Source organism: Bradyrhizobium ganzhouense (assembly GCF_049949285.1).
GTDB lineage: Bacteria > Pseudomonadota > Alphaproteobacteria > Rhizobiales > Xanthobacteraceae > Bradyrhizobium > Bradyrhizobium ganzhouense.
Window position 1 is genome coordinate 7,645,473 of sequence record NZ_CP181318.1, and the last position, 20,193, is coordinate 7,665,665.

The 20,193-nt window shown below is 65.0% G+C and carries 19 protein-coding genes; 8 read left to right on the forward strand and 11 right to left on the reverse strand.

Annotated features, from left to right (window positions below):
- Window positions 1–18 precede the first annotated feature (18 nt).
- Window positions 19–573, forward strand: a complete 555-nt coding sequence (locus tag ACLFLU_RS35540) for a flavin reductase family protein (protein WP_426409331.1) — start codon at window positions 19–21, stop codon at window positions 571–573.
- A 56-nt stretch (window positions 574–629) separates the two neighbouring features.
- Here ACLFLU_RS35540 and ACLFLU_RS35545 read toward each other — a convergent pair whose 3' ends face one another.
- A complete protein-coding gene (locus ACLFLU_RS35545; protein WP_426409332.1) occupies window positions 630–1,703 on the reverse strand; it encodes an alkene reductase in 1,074 nt (357 codons plus the stop codon).
- 104 nt (window positions 1,704–1,807) lie between these two features.
- Between ACLFLU_RS35545 and ACLFLU_RS35550 the strand changes: the two genes are divergently transcribed.
- Window positions 1,808–2,701, forward strand: a complete 894-nt coding sequence (locus tag ACLFLU_RS35550) for a LysR family transcriptional regulator (protein WP_426409333.1) — start codon at window positions 1,808–1,810, stop codon at window positions 2,699–2,701.
- 8 nt (window positions 2,702–2,709) lie between these two features.
- On the opposite strand, the gene ACLFLU_RS35555 is transcribed toward ACLFLU_RS35550, so the two are convergent.
- From ACLFLU_RS35555 to ACLFLU_RS35570, 4 genes are all read right to left on the reverse strand, one after another.
- Window positions 2,710–4,560, reverse strand: coding sequence for a sigma-54-dependent Fis family transcriptional regulator (locus tag ACLFLU_RS35555; protein WP_426409334.1), 1,851 nt, complete (start codon window positions 4,558–4,560; stop codon window positions 2,710–2,712).
- A 95-nt stretch (window positions 4,561–4,655) separates the two neighbouring features.
- Window positions 4,656–7,961, reverse strand: a complete 3,306-nt coding sequence (locus ACLFLU_RS35560; protein ID WP_426409335.1) for a carboxyl transferase domain-containing protein — start codon at window positions 7,959–7,961, stop codon at window positions 4,656–4,658.
- Between the two features lie 11 nt (window positions 7,962–7,972).
- Window positions 7,973–9,694, reverse strand: a complete 1,722-nt coding sequence (locus ACLFLU_RS35565; protein WP_426409336.1) for an AMP-binding protein — start codon at window positions 9,692–9,694, stop codon at window positions 7,973–7,975.
- A gap of 139 nt (window positions 9,695–9,833) precedes the next feature.
- Window positions 9,834–10,496 carry an aspartate/glutamate racemase family protein gene (locus ACLFLU_RS35570; RefSeq protein WP_426409337.1) on the reverse strand — a complete coding sequence of 221 codons (663 nt, stop codon included), beginning with the start codon at window positions 10,494–10,496 and terminating at the stop codon, window positions 9,834–9,836.
- A 223-nt stretch (window positions 10,497–10,719) separates the two neighbouring features.
- Here ACLFLU_RS35570 and ACLFLU_RS35575 point away from each other — a divergent pair, with 223 nt between their 5' ends.
- Together ACLFLU_RS35575 and ACLFLU_RS35580 are read left to right on the forward strand one after the other, a co-directional pair.
- Window positions 10,720–11,220: a hypothetical protein gene (locus ACLFLU_RS35575; RefSeq protein ID WP_426409338.1), complete on the forward strand. Its 501-nt coding sequence runs from the start codon at window positions 10,720–10,722 to the stop codon at window positions 11,218–11,220.
- A gap of 12 nt (window positions 11,221–11,232) precedes the next feature.
- Window positions 11,233–11,640 carry a hypothetical protein gene (locus ACLFLU_RS35580; RefSeq protein ID WP_426409339.1) on the forward strand — a complete coding sequence of 136 codons (408 nt, stop codon included), beginning with the start codon at window positions 11,233–11,235 and terminating at the stop codon, window positions 11,638–11,640.
- Window positions 11,641–11,643: 3 nt separating this feature from the next.
- On the opposite strand, the gene ACLFLU_RS35585 is transcribed toward ACLFLU_RS35580, so the two are convergent.
- Window positions 11,644–12,243: a TetR/AcrR family transcriptional regulator gene (locus ACLFLU_RS35585; protein WP_426414139.1), complete on the reverse strand. Its 600-nt coding sequence runs from the start codon at window positions 12,241–12,243 to the stop codon at window positions 11,644–11,646.
- Between the two features lie 163 nt (window positions 12,244–12,406).
- Here ACLFLU_RS35585 and ACLFLU_RS35590 point away from each other — a divergent pair, with 163 nt between their 5' ends.
- The 3 genes from ACLFLU_RS35590 (at window position 12,407) to ACLFLU_RS35600 (ending at window position 13,655) form a co-directional block, all read left to right on the forward strand.
- On the forward strand, window positions 12,407–12,784 hold the full coding sequence (locus tag ACLFLU_RS35590; RefSeq protein WP_426409340.1) for a tautomerase family protein: 378 nt from the start codon (window positions 12,407–12,409) through the stop codon (window positions 12,782–12,784).
- Window positions 12,785–12,886: 102 nt separating this feature from the next.
- Complete coding sequence (locus ACLFLU_RS35595) at window positions 12,887–13,258, forward strand: hypothetical protein (RefSeq protein WP_426409341.1); 372 nt, start codon at window positions 12,887–12,889, stop codon at window positions 13,256–13,258.
- 1 nt (window position 13,259) lies between these two features.
- Window positions 13,260–13,655, forward strand: a complete 396-nt coding sequence (locus ACLFLU_RS35600; RefSeq protein WP_426409342.1) for a GFA family protein — start codon at window positions 13,260–13,262, stop codon at window positions 13,653–13,655.
- A gap of 3 nt (window positions 13,656–13,658) precedes the next feature.
- Here the strand turns inward: ACLFLU_RS35600 and ACLFLU_RS35605 are convergent, their stop codons facing one another.
- The 5 genes from ACLFLU_RS35605 to ACLFLU_RS35625 all read right to left on the reverse strand — a co-directional run bounded on the left by ACLFLU_RS35605 (window position 13,659) and on the right by ACLFLU_RS35625 (window position 19,485).
- The gene (locus tag ACLFLU_RS35605) at window positions 13,659–14,522 is read right to left on the reverse strand and encodes an urea carboxylase-associated family protein (protein WP_426409343.1); all 864 of its coding nucleotides are present in this window, start codon (window positions 14,520–14,522) and stop codon (window positions 13,659–13,661) included.
- Window positions 14,523–14,566: 44 nt separating this feature from the next.
- Window positions 14,567–15,493: a CobW family GTP-binding protein gene (locus ACLFLU_RS35610; protein WP_426409344.1), complete on the reverse strand. Its 927-nt coding sequence runs from the start codon at window positions 15,491–15,493 to the stop codon at window positions 14,567–14,569.
- A 3-nt stretch (window positions 15,494–15,496) separates the two neighbouring features.
- Window positions 15,497–16,987: an amidohydrolase family protein gene (locus ACLFLU_RS35615; RefSeq protein ID WP_426409345.1), complete on the reverse strand. Its 1,491-nt coding sequence runs from the start codon at window positions 16,985–16,987 to the stop codon at window positions 15,497–15,499.
- A gap of 933 nt (window positions 16,988–17,920) precedes the next feature.
- On the reverse strand, window positions 17,921–18,454 hold the full coding sequence (locus tag ACLFLU_RS35620; protein ID WP_426409346.1) for a 2'-5' RNA ligase family protein: 534 nt from the start codon (window positions 18,452–18,454) through the stop codon (window positions 17,921–17,923).
- Window positions 18,455–18,522: 68 nt separating this feature from the next.
- Window positions 18,523–19,485, reverse strand: a complete 963-nt coding sequence (locus ACLFLU_RS35625) for an AraC family transcriptional regulator (RefSeq protein ID WP_426409347.1) — start codon at window positions 19,483–19,485, stop codon at window positions 18,523–18,525.
- 134 nt (window positions 19,486–19,619) lie between these two features.
- Between ACLFLU_RS35625 and ACLFLU_RS35630 the strand changes: the two genes are divergently transcribed.
- Window positions 19,620–20,156 carry a carboxymuconolactone decarboxylase family protein gene (locus ACLFLU_RS35630; RefSeq protein WP_426409348.1) on the forward strand — a complete coding sequence of 179 codons (537 nt, stop codon included), beginning with the start codon at window positions 19,620–19,622 and terminating at the stop codon, window positions 20,154–20,156.
- Window positions 20,157–20,193 lie beyond the last annotated feature (37 nt).

Genomic DNA, 20,193 nt, shown 5'->3' on the forward strand with positions numbered 1-20,193 from the left:
ATTTTCGGAGATTTCGGCTTGAGCGTCGATGCAAAGGATTTCAAGCAGGCGATGCGCCAATGCGCCGGCGCGGTTGCGCTGGTCACGGTCGGCGCCGAGCACGGCAAGCGCACCGGGCTCACGGTGACATCGGCCACCTCACTCTCGGACAATCCGCCGTCCCTGATCGTCTGCGTCAACCGCAACGCCAGCGCGCACGCCCGCATTCGCGAGGAAGGGGCGTTCGCGATCAATTTCCTGCATGAGGATCACGCGCTGCTGGCGCTGACCTTCAGCGGCCAGAAGGGCGTCAACGGCGACGATCGCTTTGCGTTCGGCCAGTGGACGCGCGGAGACACGGGCGCGCCAGTGCTGACGGACGCGGTCGCCGCGTTCGACTGCGTGCTGGCGCAGGAATTCGAGACGAAGACACATTCGATCTTCGTCGGCGAGGTGCGTGGCGCGACGCATTCGGATTCGGCCAAGCCGCTCGTTTACTTGCGCAGCAGTTTCCACACGCCGCAGGAAATCCGCGAGACCGTTTCAGTCGGCGACCTCGATTCGCGGCATCTGAGCTGGACGGATTTTTCGTAAGCGCTGCGCCGCTTCCCACATGGCGCAGCGCCGACGAATCTGATGACCGCCCGTCCTCAGACGGCAGCAGTCGCGCTCAATGCGGGGTAGTCGGTGTAGCCCCGGGCGGTGCCGCCGAAGAACGTCGTCCGATCGGCCTCGTTCAGCGGCGCACCGGATTTCAGGCGTGCGGTGAAGTCGGGATTGGCCAGGATCATCTGGCCGTAAGCTTCCAGATCGGCCAGTCCCGCAGCGACGTCCGATCCGATGCGATCGCGCGGACGCCCCGGCCGGTTCACGATCAGCTTGCCGCGCCAGAGCTTGCGGAGATCGGCCAGAAGGTCGTCGTCGCCCTGATGCAGGGTGTGGAGATAGGCGAGCGAGAGCTTGTCGAGCTCGGCGACCAGATGACGATAGAGGTCCGGTCCTTCGGCGCCTTCGTCGATGCCCCACATCTTGAGGCCCGGCGACAGGCGGATCGCCGTCTTGTCCGCGCCGATCTCTGCGGCGATGGCGGCAGCAACCTCGATGGCGAAGCGCGCACGATTTTCGATCGAACCGCCATATGCGTCGGTGCGGGCGTTCGCATTCGGCGCGATAAACTGCTGGACCAGATAGCCGTTCGCACCATGAATCTCGACGCCGTCCGCACCCGCCGCGATGGCGTGACGCGCGGCGTCGCGGAAGTCGGCAACGGTTTTACGCACTTCGTCAGTCGTGAGCGCGCGTGGCTGCGGGATGTCCTGCATGCCCGTCGGCGTGAACATCGGCGCACCCGGCGCGATCGCGGACGGGGCCACGCCCTGCCGGTGATGCGGCGTGTTGTCGGGATGCGACATGCGTCCGGCATGCATCAGCTGGATGAAGATTTGGCCGCCCTTGTCGTGCACGGCATCGGTGACCTTGCGCCAGCCGGCGACGTGGGCGGGCGTGTAGATGCCGGGCGTGGCCATGTAGCCCTGTCCGTCATCGGATGGCTGCGTGCCCTCGGTGACGATCAGGCCGACGCCGGCGCGCTGCCCGTAATACTCGGCGGCGAGCACACCGGGGACGCCATCGGCGTCGGCGCGTGATCGGGTCATGGGCGCCATGACCAGGCGGTTCGGAAGCTCAACACCGCCGAGGCGGACGGGACTGAATAGCGGGTTCATAGCGGGTTCCTTCTCGATAAGACCGAGAAGGGCAGATGGAGCTTCCATATGATGGAATAAATATCGTATATTGGAAAAGATTGATCCATAAATGGGATAATTCTATGGAGCTGCTGAACGACATGGCGCTCTTCGTCGAGGTGGTGAAAGCCAGAAGCTTCCGGGGCGCTGCCGCGACCCTCGACATGCCCAACTCGACCCTGTCGCGACGGATCGGCCTGCTCGAGAAGGAGATCGGGCTTCGCCTGCTGAACCGGACCACGCGCAAGATCGAATTGACCGAGGCTGGCCAGCTCTATTTCGAACGTTGCAAGCGCATCGTCGACGAAGCGCGCCTCGCGCACGAGCAACTCGGCGAGATGCTGGCCCACCCGAGCGGACTTCTGCGCGTTTCACTGCCGGTCGACTTCGCGAACACCTATCTGGCGCCGCTGATCACCGAATTCGCGCAGCACTATCCCGGCATCGATTTCGAATTCGACCTGACGCCGCGACGCGTCGACCTCGTCTCCGAGCCGTTCGATCTGGCGATCCGGATCGGAGAATCCCATGCATCTCATATGATCGCCCGGCCGCTCGCCCGCCTCCACGGTTATCTCTATGCCTCACCGCGCTATCTCGAGCTCAACGGCGAGCCGCGCGAGCCAGCCGACCTCGCGCGCCATCAATGCCTTTGCCAGACGCGGGTGAGCACCTGGACGCTGCAAAATGGAACACAAACGGTTGAGGCCGAGGTGAACGGCCGTTTCCACCTCAACGGCATCGGCATGCTCCGCCGCCTTGCGACGCTCGACATGGGCATCACCCTCCTCACGCAGGAGATCGTCGCGGACGAAGTCGCAGACGGCCGACTGCGTCGCATCATGCCGCAATGGCAGGGCTTGCCCATCCCCATCTACGCCGTCACCGAGACCAGACTACTTCCCGCAAAGACGCAGCGCTTCATCGAATTTCTGCGCGAGCGGTTGAATCGGGGTAGATTGGGCGCGCCAGGCTGAAACCGAGACTATTGCGCTGTCTCTATCTTCAGCTGCTTGATCTTGCGATACAGCGTCGCGCGGCTGAGTTTTAGCGCACGCGCTGCCTCCGTGACGCGACCGCCGTGCTTGCGGAGCGCTTCGATGATCGTGGCACGCTCGGCCGCTGCGAGATCGGTCTCCGCGGTCCTCCCGCCGAACGGCGGCAGGTCGAGATCGGCGTCGGTAATCAACCCATCCTCCGCCGTGCAGCCGGCGAGCCGCAGCACGTGGCGGAGCTGGCGCATGTTGCCGGGATAGGGATAGGCCGACAGCAACGCCCAGGCGTCACCCGAGAGACGACAGTTCGGCGCCTCCTCGCGCGCGATCTGGCGGATGATGTCATCCCGGTCGGCGCGCTCACGCAGGGCCGGCAGCCGCACCTCCATGCCGCGCAGACGGAAATAGAGGTCGGCGCGGAAGGCGCCCTCCTCGGCCATGCGGCCGAGATCGCGATGGGTGGCGCTGATCAATCTGATATCCACCGGCACTGGCTTCAGCGCACCGAGTGGCCAGACCTCGCGATTCTCCAACACGCGCAGCAGACGCGTCTGCAGCGCGATCGGCATGTCGCCGATCTCGTCCAGAAACAGCGTGCCGCCGTCGGCCTGTACGATCAGGCCCTTCGAGCCGTCGCGCCGTGCGCCGGTGAAGGCTCCGGCCTCGTAACCGAACAGTTCGGCGTCGATCAGGCTCTCCGGCATCGCCGCGCAGTTCAGCGCGACATAGTTGTTACGAGCGCGATTGCTCGCGGCATGAATCGCGCGCGCGAACACATCCTTGCCGACGCCGGTCTCACCATGCAGCAGAACCGGCAGATTGTGATCGCCGATGCTTCGCAGCCGCTTTACGCTCTTGACCAGGCCTGGATCGCGGCCGGCGAGCCGATGCAGCGCGTCGAAGCGATCGACAGGCGCGTCACGACGTAACGTCGAGGACTTTGCACGCTGCGGCGGGGCGACATGACCCTGTCCCAGTGGACGGCCATCGGCGCGGCGCAGCTCGACGATCTCGTCCGAATGGCGCGAATGGTCGAGCTTGACGTAGCGCGACAGATCGATGCCTGATGCGATCAGGCCGTCGGTCAGCCCCAGCAAGGCGCGCGCCGATCGGCAGGCACCGACGATGCGGCGATCGTCGTCATAGGCGAGCAGTCCGCTGCCGCCGTCGCCCGGCACGGTGGCGATCCAGGCGTTGCGGAAATGATCGCGGAAGATCGCGCCTTCCATGCGCCGCGTCGCCTCCATCGTCACTGCGAGCGCGAGCTGATGTGCGGCCCGTTCGAGATCCTCGCGGCACGAGGTGATGTTGACCGCGCCGGCAAGGCGCCCGGCCTGATCGAACAGCGGCGCCACCGCACAGGAGAACATGTGCCACTGCGCGCGAAAATGCTCGTCGCGATGCACCAGGATCGGCTTCTGCTCGGCGAGGCAGGTCCCCAGACCGTTGGTGCCCTCAAATGTCTCGGCAAAGTTCGAGCCGGTATAGATCTTCCAGTCCATGAACATCCGCGCGTCGGCCTCGCCCGGCAGACGGCTGAACAGCATGGTCGCGTTCGCGTCAGCGAGATTGACGCAATAGCCGGCGTCGCGCAGCACACGGGCAAGATCGTCGAGCTCGGGCGTGAGCAGCCGGATGGTCTCCTCCATCGGCTCGGCGACGTGACGGATCTCGGCTTCGGTGAGCGTCTGCGGCGGGCCCTGGCGGGCGGGATCGAGCTTGTGGCCGATCAGGCAGCGCCGCCAGGAGGTCGCGATCCGCGACTCCGCATCGACGTCGGCCACGTGATTGGCGACGGACAAGACACGGGCGACATGGTTCGAGGCCGAAAGGCTGGCCATCGCGGACGTCTCCACCCTGTATTATTGTGCAAAGTCTGGCACCGCAGGCGGGGATGTCAATCGGGAACCGGGACGCACCTATTGCTGCACTGCGCTCACCAAGTGTCGATACACGGCCGCTTCTTCTCCGTCCGCACCGGCGGCTTCGGCACCGAGCGGAGCCCCGCCATGATCCAGTGCCGCGTCTCGGCGGGATCGATGACGTTATCGATCTCGAACACCGAGGCGATCGAGACCGCCTTGCCGTTGGCATAGAGCTCGGCGACCTTGTTGCGGTAATAAGTCTCACGCTCTTCGGGGTCGGCGATCGCCTCCATCTCTTTGCGGAAGCCGAGGCGAACATAGCCCTCCAGGCCCATGCCGCCGAACTCGCCGGTCGGCCAGGCCGCCGTGAAGAAGGAGGCGTGGAAGCCGCCGCCGATCATCGACTGCGCGCCAAGACCATAGCCCTTGCGCAGCACGATGCCGAACAGCGGCACGGTGAGGCTCGCGCCGGTGACGAACATGCGCGAGACGTGGCGCACGATCGCGGTTTTCTCGGCTTCCGGGCCAACCATGAAGCCGGGCGTGTCGCAGAGCGAGACGATCGGCAGATCGAAGGCATCGCAGAGTTGGAGGAAGCGCGCGGCCTTGTCGCCGGCGTCGGCATCGATGGCGCCGCCGAGATGGCGCGGATTGTTGGCGATCAGGCCGAACGGCTTGCCTTCGATGCGGATCAGCGCAGTGATCATCCCGACGCCGTAGTCGCGGCGCAGCTCCAGCACGCTATCCTTATCAGCCACGAGATCGATAACGGTACGGATGTCGTAGACGCGGAGACGGTTCTCGGGGATGGCGCGGCGAAGCAGGCGCTGATCTGCGGCCTGCCAGTCCGTCACCGCGCCCTGGAAATAGGACAGGTATTTTTGCGCGACGGAGGTTGCTTCTTCCTCGTCTTCAACCACGATGTCGATGACGCCGTTCGGCGACTGAAACGAAACCGGGCCGACCTCGGCCGGGTGATAGACGCCAAGCCCGCCGCCTTCGATCATCGCGGGCCCCCCCATGCCGATCGATGCATTCTTGGTGGCGATGATGACGTCGCAGCAGCCGAGCATCGCCGCGTTGCCGGCGAAGCAATAGCCGGAGACGACGCCGATCACAGGCACAAGGCCGGACAGCCTTGCGAACTGGACGAAGGATGGGCCGTCAAGGCCGGTCATGCCGAGCCGGTCGGTGTCGCCCGGACGGCCGCCGCCGCCTTCGGCATAAAACACCAGCGGAACGCGCCAGTCTTCCGCCAGCGTAAGCATGCGATCGATCTTCTTGTGGTTCATATGGCCCTGCGTGCCCGCGAGCACGGTGTAGTCATAGGCCACGACGATGCAGCGCGCGGCCTCGCCGCCGAACTTTTCGGCGTTGACGGTGGCAACGCCCATCACGAGGCCGTCGGCCGGAGTGTTCTTGATGAGATCGTCAAGCTTGCGACGACGCCGCTGCGCGGCAATGGCGAGGCTGCCATATTCCATGAACGAGCCGTCGTCGACGAGCTGCGCGACGTTCTCGCGCGCGGTGCGCTGATTGGTGTTGCGGCGGCGCTCGACCGAGGCCGGGCGGTTCGCATCGAGCGTGTTGGCCTGGCGCGCAATCAGCTCGGCCAAATCGGGGCGGATGTGGTCGAGATCGATATCGGTCTCGACAGCCGACGCATCCGCGGCGACGTCGAGCGGCTCGAGATAGAGGATCGGCTCGCCATGCAGCAGCGTGACGCCGTCGCCGGCCGCGAGTTTCATGACCCGGCCACCCTGCTCGGCCATCACCAGATGCTCCATCTTCATGGACTCGATCACGGCGAGTTGCTGGCCGGGGCGCACGACCTCACCTTCCTTCACCTGGATGGTGACGATGGTGCCTTGCAGGGGCGCAGCGACCATCACCGCACCCTCAGGCACGATCTGCGCGACGTGGATCTCGGCGCCGTGCGCGCCGCTTCGCTCGGCCGCGGCAAAATAGAGGGGCTTGGCCGCGCCATCGGCCGCCTCGACCAGTTTTGCGATGTTGCGATCGATGAAGTCGGTCGCGATGCGGTTGGTCCGGAAATCCGAATGCGCCAGCACCGCCTGGAGGAAGGCGATGTTGGTGACGACGCCATCGATCCGGAACTCCCGCAAAGCGCGCGAGGCTTTTGCCACAACGTCATGCCAAGCCTCGCCCGGCGTATGCACGATGACCTTGGCCAGCAGCGAGTCAAACGCCGCGCTGGTCTTGTAGCCGGCATAGCCAAAGCTATCGACGCGGACGCCGGGCCCCGACGGCGGCTCGAACACGGCGAGCATGCCGCCGGTCGGATGCGTCGCGCCGGTCTCGTCCAGCGTCTCCATGTTGACGCGGAGCTGCATGGCGTAACCGCGCGGCTTCGGGATCGCGCCTTGCGCAAGACCGAGCGAGGCCAATGTGCTGCCTGCAGCAATCGCAAGCTGGGCGCGCACGAGGTCGAGGCCGAGCACCTCTTCCGTCACGGTGTGCTCGACCTGCAGCCGCGGATTGGCCTCGATGAAGGCAAAGCTGTCCTCGGCGGTGCCGTCGACCAGGAACTCGAACGTGCCGAGATTGTCATAAGCTGCCGCAGCCGCAAGCTGCTTCGCCGCCTCGATGATGCGGCCACGCAAGCCGTCGCTGAGCGACGGGCTCGGCGCCACCTCGATCAGCTTCTGGTGCCGGCGCTGGATAGTGCATTCGCGCTCCCAGAGATGCGAGATCGCGCCGTGACGATCGCCAATGATCTGGACCTCGATGTGGCGGGCCTGCCGGATCAGCCGCTCGGCATAGACGCCGTCGAAGCCGAACGCCGCCTTGGCCTCGGACTGGCAGCGCGCATAGGCTTCCGCGAGATCGGCCGCGCTCTCCACCACACGCATACCGCGGCCGCCGCCGCCAGCCATCGCCTTGATCACGATCGCGGCGTCACTGCCGAGCGACGTGAAGAACGCCGTGATTTCGTCGAGCGACGACGGGCCGCTGGTACCAGCGATAATCGGCACGCCGCAGCGCTTTGCCAGTTGCCGGGCCGCCACCTTGTCGCCGAACAGTTCGAGTGCGGCCGGCTTGGGTCCGACAAAGACGATGCCCGCATCGGCGCAGGCCTTTGCAAACGCCGCGTTCTCGCTGAGGAAGCCATAGCCGGGATGCACGGCATCGCAGGAGGCAGCCTTCGCCGCCTTCACCACGGCCTCGATGTCGAGATAGGCCCGCGCTCCGCGACCGGGAATTTCGACCGCGTCATCGGCGACACGCACATGCAGCGACAGCGCGTCATCAGAGGGGTGGATCGCGACCGTGGCGATGCCGGCATCAGCCGCCGCGCGTGCGATCCGGATGGCGATCTCGCCGCGATTGGCGATTAGGAGTTTTTTGAACGACATCGATCTCTCACTCAGACTGCAGCAGGCTGGTTCGGGTTGAGGTCCTGCTTCTTCACTTTGCCAGTGGCCGTCAAAGGCAGCGCCGCGATGATGCGCACCTCCGGGACCTTGTAGACGGCCATGCGCTCGGCGCACCAGGCGCGCAGATCTTCGGCGGAGATCGTGCCGACCGCCTCCGGCTTGAGCTGGATATAGGCCACCGGCACCTGCCCCTTGTCAGGGTCATCGCGCCCGACCACGCCGGAGCCCAGCACCTTCGGATGCTGCCCCAGCAGCGCCTCGATCTCCGGGGGAAACACGCTCATGCCCTTGACCTTCAGCATCTCCTTGCGGCGGCCGAGGAAATGCAGAAAGCCGTCCTGGTCGATCACGCCGATGTCGCCGGTGCGCAACCAGCCATCGATCAGCGACTCCGCGGTCGCCTCCGGCTTGTTCCAGTAGCTCTTGAGCAGCGACGGCGTCCGCACGCGGATCTCGCCTTCCGCGCCGAGCGGCAACAATGCGCCGGTCTCGAAATCGGTGATCTTGAACTCTGCGCCGGGGACCGGGAGGCCAACGAAGATCGGCTGGTTGTTGAGATCGAAATCGTCGTCCTGGAACCCGGCCGTGAACGTGTTGGAGGTGTGGGTCTCCGTCATGCCCCAGGCCGCTTCCATCAGGATCGTGCCGGTGAGATCCTTCCAGCGCTTGCGATAGTCGGCGTTGAGCTTCTTCACGAAGGAGACCACGCGGACCTGCTTCAGCGACGACAGGTCGAACTCGCTCCAGCGCGGATGGTCCATCAACTCGACCGCACCATCGACCGGCATCGCGGTGATCGTCACCTTGTACTTGTCGATCGCGGCCATCGCGCCGACGGCATCCCAGCGCGCCAGCAGAATCAGCGTTCCGCCGGAGAACAGCGGAAAGATCAGGCCAAAATTCTCGCCGGCAATCCAGAACTCGGGAAAGAACGACAAGAAGACGCTGCTCTCGTCCGACAGCACCGAGATGCCGTAATTAGCGGCGGCCGTATAGACCATGTCGCGATGGGTATGGACGCAGCCCTTGGGCATGCCGGTGGTGCCGCCGGTGTAGTTGAGTGCCGCGACCTCATCGAGCCCAGGTGGCGGCAGCGGTAACGGTGCGGGCATCGCGGCCAGCGCGGGCAGCAGATCGGTCGCGCCGGAGACCGCGACACGGGGCGCGCGGATCGAATCCGGCGTCGGAAATGCCGGCGCGGCCGGTACGACATCGGCAAAGCTGGTGACAATGATCTCGCGGAGGCTCACCTCGCCTTTCACGTGCTCGACGATTGGGATGAGCTGGTCCAGCGCCACGATCACTTCGGCCTTCGTGTCGTTGAGCTCGTAGGACAGTTCGAACGCCCGCGACAACGGGCTCACGGGAACGTGGACCGCGCCGAGCTTCAAAATGCCGAAGAACACGGTGTGGAATTGCGGACAGTTCGGCAGGAAGACGGCGACGCGATCGCCCTTGCGCACGCCCTTGGCCTGCAACAGCGCGGCAAAGCGATCGCTCTGCTGGTCGAGCTCCGCATAGGTCGTGACGTGACCGTAGAAGATCACCGCAGGTCGCGCTGGACTCTGCTTCGCCCAGGCGCGCAGATATTCCGTCAGAGGAACTTCGCCGTGCAGGTAGTTCGGCGAGCGCGGCATGCCGTTGGGCCAGGCCTTCTCCCACAGGCCGCGCAAGGTGACGAGGTAGTCCTTTTCGTTGAGACCTGCACTCATGACGTCTTTCCCGTGTGACTTTTCTTGTCGCGAAGGCTCGCGCTTGCTCCAATCGACATCGTTACACGTCGAGCACGGCAGGGGTCATGTCAAGGAAAACAGTTTTCCGCATCACGGCCGATGCCGCGTCGCGGAAAAATTACGCCGTCACGAGGCGAATGATCCGCCTGACGGCAGACAGGATCGGCGCGATCACCGGCACGGTGAACATCGGCTCCAGTTCGCGCGCGGCTTCGCCCAGCGGACCGCCGCCGATGATGACAGCCTCGGCGCCATCCTGCGCGATGCAGGCCTCGATCGCGCCGGCGAGCGCTGCGCGCAGCCGCGCCGGATCGCGCATCAACTCTTGCGGATCGCCGTCGGCGAAGCGGGTGCCGGTGTAGTGGGGTCGCAATCCCAACGCGACCGGGAGCGCGTCAATCTTCGCTTTCAGCAGCGGTGTCGTAGTCGCGACGCCGAAGCGACGGCCGCCTTCAGCAGCCTCCAGCATCGACGCCTCGCCGATGCCGACTGCGGGCAGCTTCAGCGCCGACTTGATCCCGGCAAGACCGGGATCCCCGAACGCCGAGACGATGACGCCATCGCAGGAGCTCCGATGCGCGAGTGCGATCTCTTCGACCTCGGGCGCGGCAGTATCGAGCGCCTCGGATGTCACGATCATCGAGGGCGCACGTGTCGCCGTGGCGCCGACGATGTCGAAGCCATCGATGGCGGCAGAGCTCGCGATGGCGACCATCATCGCGGTCGTCGCCTCGTTGCTGTTTGGATTGATCAGGAGAATGCGGCGAGGATTGGAGACCATCCCCCCGCTATACTAGGCCGCCCGCACACCCGCAACGAAGGTGCTGAGGTTCCCGACGCATCCCGGTCGTTGAAGATTAGAATTCATCGATGTTTCCGTCTCAATCTAGAAGACCTCGATATCGCTTCTCCACGCGTTGACTTGGCAGAGGCTCTGGCAGAACGATCGGCGCAGATAGCGAGCGCCGGACACGGCGTGAGCGCAGCCGAGGGCCAGAGGCTCAATGCATCAATCGACATACACGAGACCCCTCGACCTTCCCGCGCTGAGCGCGGCGGAGCGGCTCTTCATCTGGGGATTTCGCGCGAAGGCGCGAAGCGGGACCGCCGTTCCGACTGCGGCCGACATCCAGCAGGTCTACGACCATTTTCGCGTCGGCGACGCCGTCCCGTCGCTGGAAGCGATCATCGAGATCTTTGCGTGTACGGCGCATACGGCCATTGAAGTTCATTGCCCCACTTGCCCGAAGATGTCGGAGAGTGAGCACGGAATCTTGCACGCGATCGCAGCGGCGCAAGAGGAGCGCATCGATATCGCGCGCGAGCAGTTCGAGAGCTGGCTGCCTCCGGTCGGCGCGGATTGGGCGCTCGCGCCTGTCAGAGGGCTTGCGACGATCTTTCGCATGGCCGGTCTCATCCTGCCGGATCGACAGTTGCGGACTCCCAACGTTGAGCGGACGATGGCGATGAAGAGCTGGTTCGTCGGAAGCCCGACATTGCATTGACGGGATCGTGTCATGACCCAGGATGCGCGCTGTTCGAACGTCGAAGGCTGCGATGATTTTTGCCGCATTGCGCTCTCGCTGTTCCGTTTCATTGGGGCAGCCTATGCGACCGGCGCGTCCGATTGCTGGGAGGCCGCCTATCGCTTCGCCGACGAGGCGCCCGGCATTGCCGACAGCCCGCTGCTGGTCGCCCGCGTGGCCGCGCTGGTCAGGATCCTGCGCAGCGGCCGGCCCTGCGATCTGTGCTTCATGCCGCCGTCGTGCCGGCGGCTGTCAAGGGACGAAGCGGAATTGATGCGGCTCCTGGCCGTTGCGCGTCGCAGGGAGCCAGGTGAACTCAAGACAGCCGTCGGCCAGTTGGTCGGGACCGAGCGAGAGAGCGCGGCCACGCAGGCCGTCAACGCGCTTGCATTCTGCTGAGGCCTAGCGCGCGCCCTTGCCGAGCACGAGGTCGATGGTGTGGGCGGCGATCTTGCGCAGCTGGGGCTCGTCACCGAAGGCGCGTTCGAGCACGGCGAGGCCGCGCGTGACCGTAACGATGTGCAGCGCTGCGGCCGCAGGGTTGCCGTCGAACTCGCCGCGTTCGGCGCCTGCCGACAGCGCGTCCCGAACCAGAGCGGTGATGCGCGACACGAGGTTTGCGAAGGCCTGACGCGCCTCCTCGTCCAGCCCCTCGCCTTCACCCGCACCAAGCTCCATCAGCCCCCGCGTCGTCGGACATCCGCGCGGCGGCGAGCCCGAACGGAAATTGGTGATGGTCAGGTCGAAGAACGCAGTGAGGCGTTTGCGCAATGAGCCTGCGCCGAGCGCCTTCTGCAGGGCGACGAGATAGTCGTCCGCATAGCGCTCATAGGCCTGGAGGAAGAGCGCCTCCTTGCTGCCGAACGCATTATAGAGGCTGCCGCGCTGAACGCCGGCGTCGCGCGCGATATCCGACAGCGAGGTGCCGCGGACGCCCTTGCGCCAGAACTGGTCGAACGCGATGCGCAGCACCTCGTCGTGATCGAATTCGCGCGGCCTCACATCGTCCTCCTTGGCAAGGGTATTTGACATGGTGTCAAAAACATGCTTTTTGGACACCGCGTCAAAAATGTATTGGGATTGATAGCCCGTTTCGTCAATGGGCCGAACGGCCGGCACTCGCCTGCGCCCGGCCGATTGGGCCCGCATGCAAAGGGACCAGCTGATGCCTCTCCTTCACATCTCGATGCGCGCCGGAAAGCCGGAGGCCTACCGGACGGCGGTTCTCGACGGTCTCTACCGCGCCATGCGCGAGGCGCTGAACGTGCCCGAAGGCGACGAGTTCATGACCATCAGCGAGCTTTCGCCGGCAAACTTCCGCTGCGGCAATGCCTACAGCGTGACGCGAAGCGACGACGCCGTGTTGATCCAGATCACCGTGTTCGCCTCGCGCACTGCGGAGCAGAAGAAGGCGCTGTACCGGCGGATCGCGGAACTGCTCGGCGAGAACCCGGGCATCGGGCCCGAGGACGTGTTCGTGAACGTGCTCGATGCGCCGGCGGAGAACTGGTCTGTCGGCCACGGGCTGGCGCAATTCGCGTGAGTTTACCGGACTTGCCGACGCCCTCTTGAGAATTGCCGGCCGGAAGGGTCTGATAGGCCGCGGGGTAAACCTCCGCCGAGCCGAACCCGGGACCTGAACGGCATGACCTTGTCGGTCGAGCAATTGTGGAGCCTTCCGGAGACCGCCCTGGTCGGCGCCTATGCGGAAGCGCGGCGCCGCTACGCGGAAAAGAAATTCGAGCGCGACACCCAGCGGGCGCGGCTGGAATGGATGCGCGCAAAGCTGTTCGTCAACACCCAAGGCAACGTCACTGAGCGCAAGATGGCGGTCGACGTCTCCGAAGAACTGGCGCGCAAGGGCCAGGAGGTGCGCGAGATGACGCGCGATCTCGACATGCTGAAGGTCGACGTCGACGTGATCGATACCATGATCCGGCTGCGCGGCGCGCACGGCGCTCCCCCGGTCCATGCAGAAGAGGCAGCCGAGAGGCCGGCTGAGCCGGAGGGAGAGTGACATGGCGGCATTCCGGGGAAGCTGCCTGTGCGGCGAAGTCGCGTTCGAGGTCGAAGGCCCGTTCGACCGCTTCCTCAACTGCCATTGCTCGCGCTGCCGCAAGGCGACCGGGACCGCGCATGCCTGCGAAGTGACCGTGAAGGCGCAGGCGCTGCGCTGGCTGCGCGGCGAAGCATTCGTCGCGCGCTTCGATCTTCCCAACACGCGAAGCTTTGCGACTGCATTCTGCAAGGCCTGCGGCAGCCCGATGCCGCATCTCACGCGCAGTGGGCGCGAGGCGATCATCCATGCCGGAGCGTTCGACGAGCCGCTTGGCGCAACGCCCGATCGGCATGCGCAGTGGACCTCACGGGCAGACTGGTATGTGCACGGGGAAGGATTGCCGGCGGAGGACTGAGGCTCAGCTTTGCGCATGCGCACCGTGGCCGCGGTGATACTCACTTGGCAACGGCCAGCTCCAGGCCTTGAGTGTCGCCCGGTCCGGCTCGAAGATCTCGATCTTGAGCGGGTGGCATGCCGCAGCGTCGCTGGAATGGGTTGCGCTACAGTCTCCACCGGGACAGGCCGACAGCGCGCAGAGCAGATCGATCTCCGCGAAGAACTCGATGAAGTCGCCGGGGCGGACGGGGCTTGCCTTCATGAAATACTGGTGTGTGTCCCTGGTGAAGCCGGTGCACATGAAGACGTTGAGCACGTCGTGGACGTGATGCTCGACCGCACGCGGCTCCGTCTTCAGCTCGTCGGCAAGCGCGCGTGACAGGTTGGAGTGGCAGCAGAAATCATAGCTGCCGCCGTTGAGCATCAGATTGGTGTAGGGATCGCAGCGCGTGCCGATGACGTCATGAATGCCGGCGCCGTCCTCGTCAAAACCGTACCAGCCCAGCGTATCGTGACTGATGGTCGCCATCGGCCGAAGATAGGGCATATTGCTCCAAAGCCGGTCGCCGGCGCCGACATGCGTACCATGGAGCGCCCGCGTCTTGCCGCTGAAGAAACGCTCGGAGAGATCATCCGCGTTCCAGAGATTGAGATCGCCGACCTGAGGGCCTTCGATGCTGACGATGCGGAAGAACTGGCCGCGCGACACGCGAAATGTCCTGGCGTCGCGAGGCGGCACGATGAGTTCGTGCGTCTTGACCATCGTGCTGCGAGCTTGCTCGAGCGCGGCCAAATCGGGCCCGGGCATCGTGCCGGCCGGATAGACGATGGCCGGCTTGGCGGCGCGGCGCGAAGCGGCGTCTGCGGGTGCGATTTTGGACGACATGCCAGGCTCATCCCTGTGATTGCGATCCATCCTATCGCCTCATCTCATCCACTCGCAACGCAGCCCTCCATGATCCCGTCGAGCTCGGCCTTCGAGAGCACGCCGAGCTCGGCGATGAAGACGATCCGGGCCCGCGGCACGCCTGCCGTCGGCACATCGCCCGGCGCCAGCGTGGCGCGGCCGCCGGCGAACTGAAACACCATCAGGCGTCCGGGCTGCTCGATCGTCTCGAACAGGCCTTTTGCGCGCGCCAGCTTCGGCGCCAGCTTGCCGATCGCCTGCTGCAGGCGCGGCAGCGAGAGCGGCCGATCGGAGGTCCAGCTCAGCGTCTCGAAGCGTTCCTCGGCCGGCCGTTTCGGCCCCGGCTCGCGCGGCGGCGGCGCACGATCGCTCGCGGGAAACAGCAGCGCGGACGGAATCGCGCCGAGCTTCGCATCGACCACCACGGCGGGCACGCGCTGCGCGCGGATGGCTTCGCGCATCCGCACCCCCGCGCCCTCGTCGGCCAGATCGAGCTTGCTCAACGCAACGATATCGGCGACTCGCAGCTGCGAGCGCTGGAGCGCATCATCGAGTGCAGACGGCGGCATTGCCGCGTCGATCACGCAAAGCACGGTTTCCAGTGGCGCCTCGCGCAGGATCACCGGGTCCATCAAATTGCGGACGATGTCGGCGGGATCGGCGACGCCGCTGGTCTCGATCACGATGTACTCGGGCTTCGGATCACGCCGCAGCAAGGTCGAGAGCGTGCGCAACAAATCGCCCTCGAGCGAACAGCAGATGCAGCCATTGGCAAGGCTGACCACGCCATCGCTCGCGCCCGCGACCAGCTCCGCATCGATGTTGATCGCGCCGAAATCATTGACGATTGCGGCGATGCGCCGGCCGTCCGCGTTTGCCAGCAGATGGTTGACGACCGTGGTCTTGCCCGCCCCCAAAAAGCCCGTCACCAGGAGAATGGGGACCGGCATGGCTCAACTCCCGACGACGGGACGGCGGACGGGCCGGCCGGGCCGCGCCGCAACGTCGAGCACGCCGTCCGTGATCAGCATCTGCCCGCTGACCACGAGATGGCGGACGCCTTCGGACGGACGGTTCATCGCGGTGAATGTCGCGCAGTCCGAGAGCTTCTCGTAGTCGAACACGACGATGTCGGCATCGGCATCCTGCGCGAGCCGACCCTTAGCCCGCATCGCGGGCGTGCTCTGCGACAGGATCTCCGCGGGAATCAGCGCGCATTTGCGCACGCCTTCGAGCAGCGACACGGTCTTGCGCTCGCGTACCCATTCGCGGATGAACTTCGTGAAGCAGCCGGCCGAGCGCGGATGCGAGGTGGCGTCATCCGGCAGCGGCCAGGCGTCGCCGGTGTAGGTCTTGCCGTCCGATGTCGTCCACGGCATCGCGTCGGAGGCGATCGCACCGCCGGGATAGAGCACCGACATGTCGAGGAGATCGCGGTGATGCGCATTGTGCTCGGTGTCGAGGATGTGCCAGAGCACCAGCGAGGACGGCTCCTCGGCCTGCGCCTTCAGCAGCTCCTCGCGGTCGTGGAAGCGATAGCCGTCGGTCACGCGCTGCACCGAGTCGTAGCCGGTGCCGTTGCGCTCGACGAACTGGGGATCGCTGAAGAACGCCGCCGCCAGCACGGTCGAGCCGGTGCCATAAGGATAAGCCTCGACCGTGATGGGCAGGCCCTGCGCCTGCGCCTTTTCGATCAGCACCCGGCAGCGCTCGATGTCGGTCTTGCTCGACGAATTGAAATGGCAGATGTGCATGTGCGCGCCGGTGGCACCGGCATAGCCGATCAGGCGGATATAGGCCTCCGCCGCGCTCTCGGGGTCGATACGCGACATGTAGGCGACGTGGGTGAAGGTCGGCACGTTCTGCTTCGCGGCGAGCTGGCACACCGCGGTCAGCTCCTGCACGCCCGCACCCGGCGCATAGGCGTTCAAGATGCCGATGCCGATGCCGCCCTCGTTCAGGCCGCGCCCGAGGCGCTCGAGGATGCCCGCCACCTCCGCATCGGTCGCAACGTTGTCCATCCAGCGGCGATCCCGCATGGCATTGCCGAACGCTTCCAGCGAGCTTTCCGCGTTGGAGCCCGTCATCGCGCCGATGCGCGCAAAGGCCCAGTTGGTGGCGGCGCCGTAGTTCAGCACCCGGCCCTTCCTGGCCTGGCGCTCATACCAGGACCCGACCGGCAGCACGCCGGCCTCGAGATCGAGCGTCGTCGTCACCCCGTCGAACGCCTGCATGCGGTCGGCGGGGATCGACTGGCCATGGGCGTGCAGGTCGATGAAGCCGGGCGCGACCACGAGCCCGGTCGCATCGATCACCCGCTCGGCGCCGCCGAGCGAGGAACCGACGGCGGCGATCTTGCCGTCCACCACCGCCACGTCGCCAATAGCGTCCATTCCGCTCGCCGGATCCACCACCCGGCCGCCAGAGATCACCAAACCGCTCATATCGTCACTCCGCCAAGCTATTTCCAAAGCCCCCAAAGGCCCGGCAGGAGCTTCGGAGGCAAGTTCACGTCCATAGAGACAGATTTTCGGGGCAACGACCACCACTGCTGATGCCGATGCAGCATGCTTACGCGGGAGGTCCAGGCGTGTGGTCGCATTCTCGCGGCATGTCTTGCCCGAGCTATGCTTCTCTCTTCACACCCTCTCCGAAGACAGGGCGCAGGGAAGACCGGGCGCCGGCTGGCACCCATAAGGCCCCCATGCGAAAATGATGCACACGCAATGCACAGGGGAAGTACAGGGCAACCGAAACTCGGCCTTCCCTGCGCGATGGTTTGACGGCTTATGCGCGCTCTCCCCGGAGACGAATTCCTTTTGCCTCCGTCGCCGTCGCGAAATTCACGCCACCGCGCCGGTTGACGCGTGTGACGCCTTCGCAAAGGCTTGACCGTAGCGACGACGGCCAGGACCACACGGTTTCGCCGTACGCAAGCAACTCTGCTTCGCCACGAGGCTTGGCAGGGTTAAACGCCGTTCGTTCACGCGGCTTGCAGCGGCTCACGGGGCTCGGCTCAATCCACTGCCCCGCCCTACCACGACATCCGCGACGACGCCGCTCGCGTCCACCGCAAATCCAGCCCGCGTTCGTGACGACGTACGACCGCCCCTTTGGTGGGCTGGGATGGGCGATACATACGACAAATCCGAATTTCGGCAAAGTGGAATATTTTTGTGGGGAGGGATTGACGGCGATGAAGGGTGTTTTGCCCGGCCCTTCGCCCAGTTCTGCCCGTGAATGGTGATGTTGACGTGGCTGGTGCCCAGAGCTAGCCGGTATCGTCAGGACGTTTCATGTTGGACTCGAGTTGGTGACGCGGGCCATCCCGCGATCACGAGCAGGATGTCGTTTGGCGTGAAGCGACAACCAACTAGCTAGGACGCCAATCTCTGCTCGGCGGCGATCCGTACCGGCGGAAACACAACGCAGTCCACCACGTCGAACATCACCTCGATACTGCGATCGAACGCCTGTGCAAAGGCAATGGCATCGTTGCGCCGTTCGTCGGCAATGGCCGTAGCCAGCGTACAATGCGGGATCCATGCACCCGGCCGATAATGAGGACGACAATGTGCCGGATCGATTGCCGCGCTGATAGTGCCATGGATGCGAGCCAGGGCCTCGTCGACCGCCGGCTCCGCCCAGAGGACAAGCGGAGAGCCTTGGAACCACCGAATTCGCTTGAATTGGATCAGCAATTGCGTTTCGCCAGCTACGGCTGCCAGCATGGCGTCCCACGCGATCCTTTCGTCGATCGCGGGCCCGTCGTAGATCGCAAATGTAAAATGCGGACGGTAACCAAGCGTACGCATCGACGGCTTGGCCTCGAACGCGCTGACCTGATCCCACAGCCGCTCGATCTCGCCCGCTGAACTGTTGTCGGCGCGGATGTTGATCGCCAATGCCACAGGCTGCTCCCTCTTGTGTGATTGAAATGACAAGTACTTCACGTCCGGCGCTGCGTTGGCCGAGCAGATCAAGCTGAAGGCCTTGCGAAGGCGTCGCGCCCGGGCGGCGGCTCGATTTTGCGCCACTGAGCCGGCGTGATGCCCATGTGGCTCTTGAAGGCGCGCTGGAACGCCGCTTCGGATTGATACCCGACAGCTTCCGCCACGGCGCCCGTCGAAAGCGAAGATGTCCTCAGTTCGTTCGCTGCGAGCGCCATCCGGATATCGGTCAGGAGATCAGCGGCTGAGCGCCCGAGCTTCTCCTGGAATTGCCGCGCGAGCGTGGCTCGCGACATGCCGCACAGACGCGCCAGCTCGGGCAGCGACCATGCGCGCGCCGGCTCCTTGAACAGGACGGCCACCGCCGGCGCGAGACGCGGATGACCGGCTAATGCGAGCAGGCCGCGTGGCGCGTCGTCCGTCAGGCTGGCGAGCCGCAGCACCAGCGCGAACATCGCGCTCGACAGCGCGTTCAACATCGCACGTCCACCGAGACGATCGCCTGCGGACTCACTGCGCATCAAGGCGACGAGACCGGCGAGTTGCCCCGCCGTGTCTCTGTCGCCAGCGTCAGCGCCAGCATGCACGACGAGGCGCGGTGGCAGGTAGCCGCGTAGCAGGCGGTCATGCGGCGGCGCGATGGCGAAGTGTCCGCACAACAGATCGAGCCGTTCCTCCGAGCCGAGATTTTCGCTGATCGTGAAATTGAGAGACGCGCGATTGCGCGCCGGCAGCGGCATGGCCCCGCTGCCGTCGTGCATGACGTGCCGGGGATTGCCGGGAAGCAGCAGGATGTCTCCGGGCTTAAGCTTCAGCGGCCGGCCCCCCTCCGGATCGTCCAACATCGCCGAGCCGGCAAGCACGGCGTGATACGGAATTTCGTTCGGCTCGCCCGGCCCCTGGTCGATGCGCCATGGCGCGCCGTAGGCGCAGCGCAAATCGAGCCGCCCGCGCACGGGCATCATCTCAAACAGCTGGCTCAGCCAATCCATCGCGGTCTCCCGAGCTCACCTCAACATGAGATGATTTAGCATATAATCGAGATTTTACGACATTCAAAGTATCAGACCGGGACCCTATTGTCACTCCGCAATCGTTCACCAACCCGAACCAAGGAGTGCCAACAATGTCCCGTCTTTCCGTTCCCAATCTCGAAACCGCAACCGGCGCGACTGCTGAAGTCTATGGCCAGATCAAGAAGGCGATCGGCAGCGTGCCCAACACGTTTGCCGCGATCGGCGCCCATGGGCCGGACGCGCTCAAGGCTGTCCTGCTTGCCGACAGCGTGCTCGCGTCGGGCTCGCTCACGAAGCGCGACCAGGAAACCATCAAGCTCGTCATCTCCGAAGTCGCCGGCTGCGACTACTGCGTCGCCGCGCACAGCCTGCTTGGAAAGCTCGCGGGCCTGAAGCCCGACGAGTTGAAGAAGATCCGCGAGCGCCGCGCGACCGGCGATGACAAGCGCGATGCGCTGATCCGCTTCGTCCGCAAGCTCACACAATCCAGCGGCACTGTCAGCGACGCGGATTTCGCCGCGATCAAGGCTGCCGGCTACACCGACGCGCAGCTCGTCGAGATCAGCCTGGCCTTCGCGACCACCGTCTTCACCAACGTGTTCAACCGCATCAACGACACCGAGATCGACTTCCCCGCGCTCGCCTGAAGCGACCGTCCAGTCAGATCTTGAATGAAAGGATCAC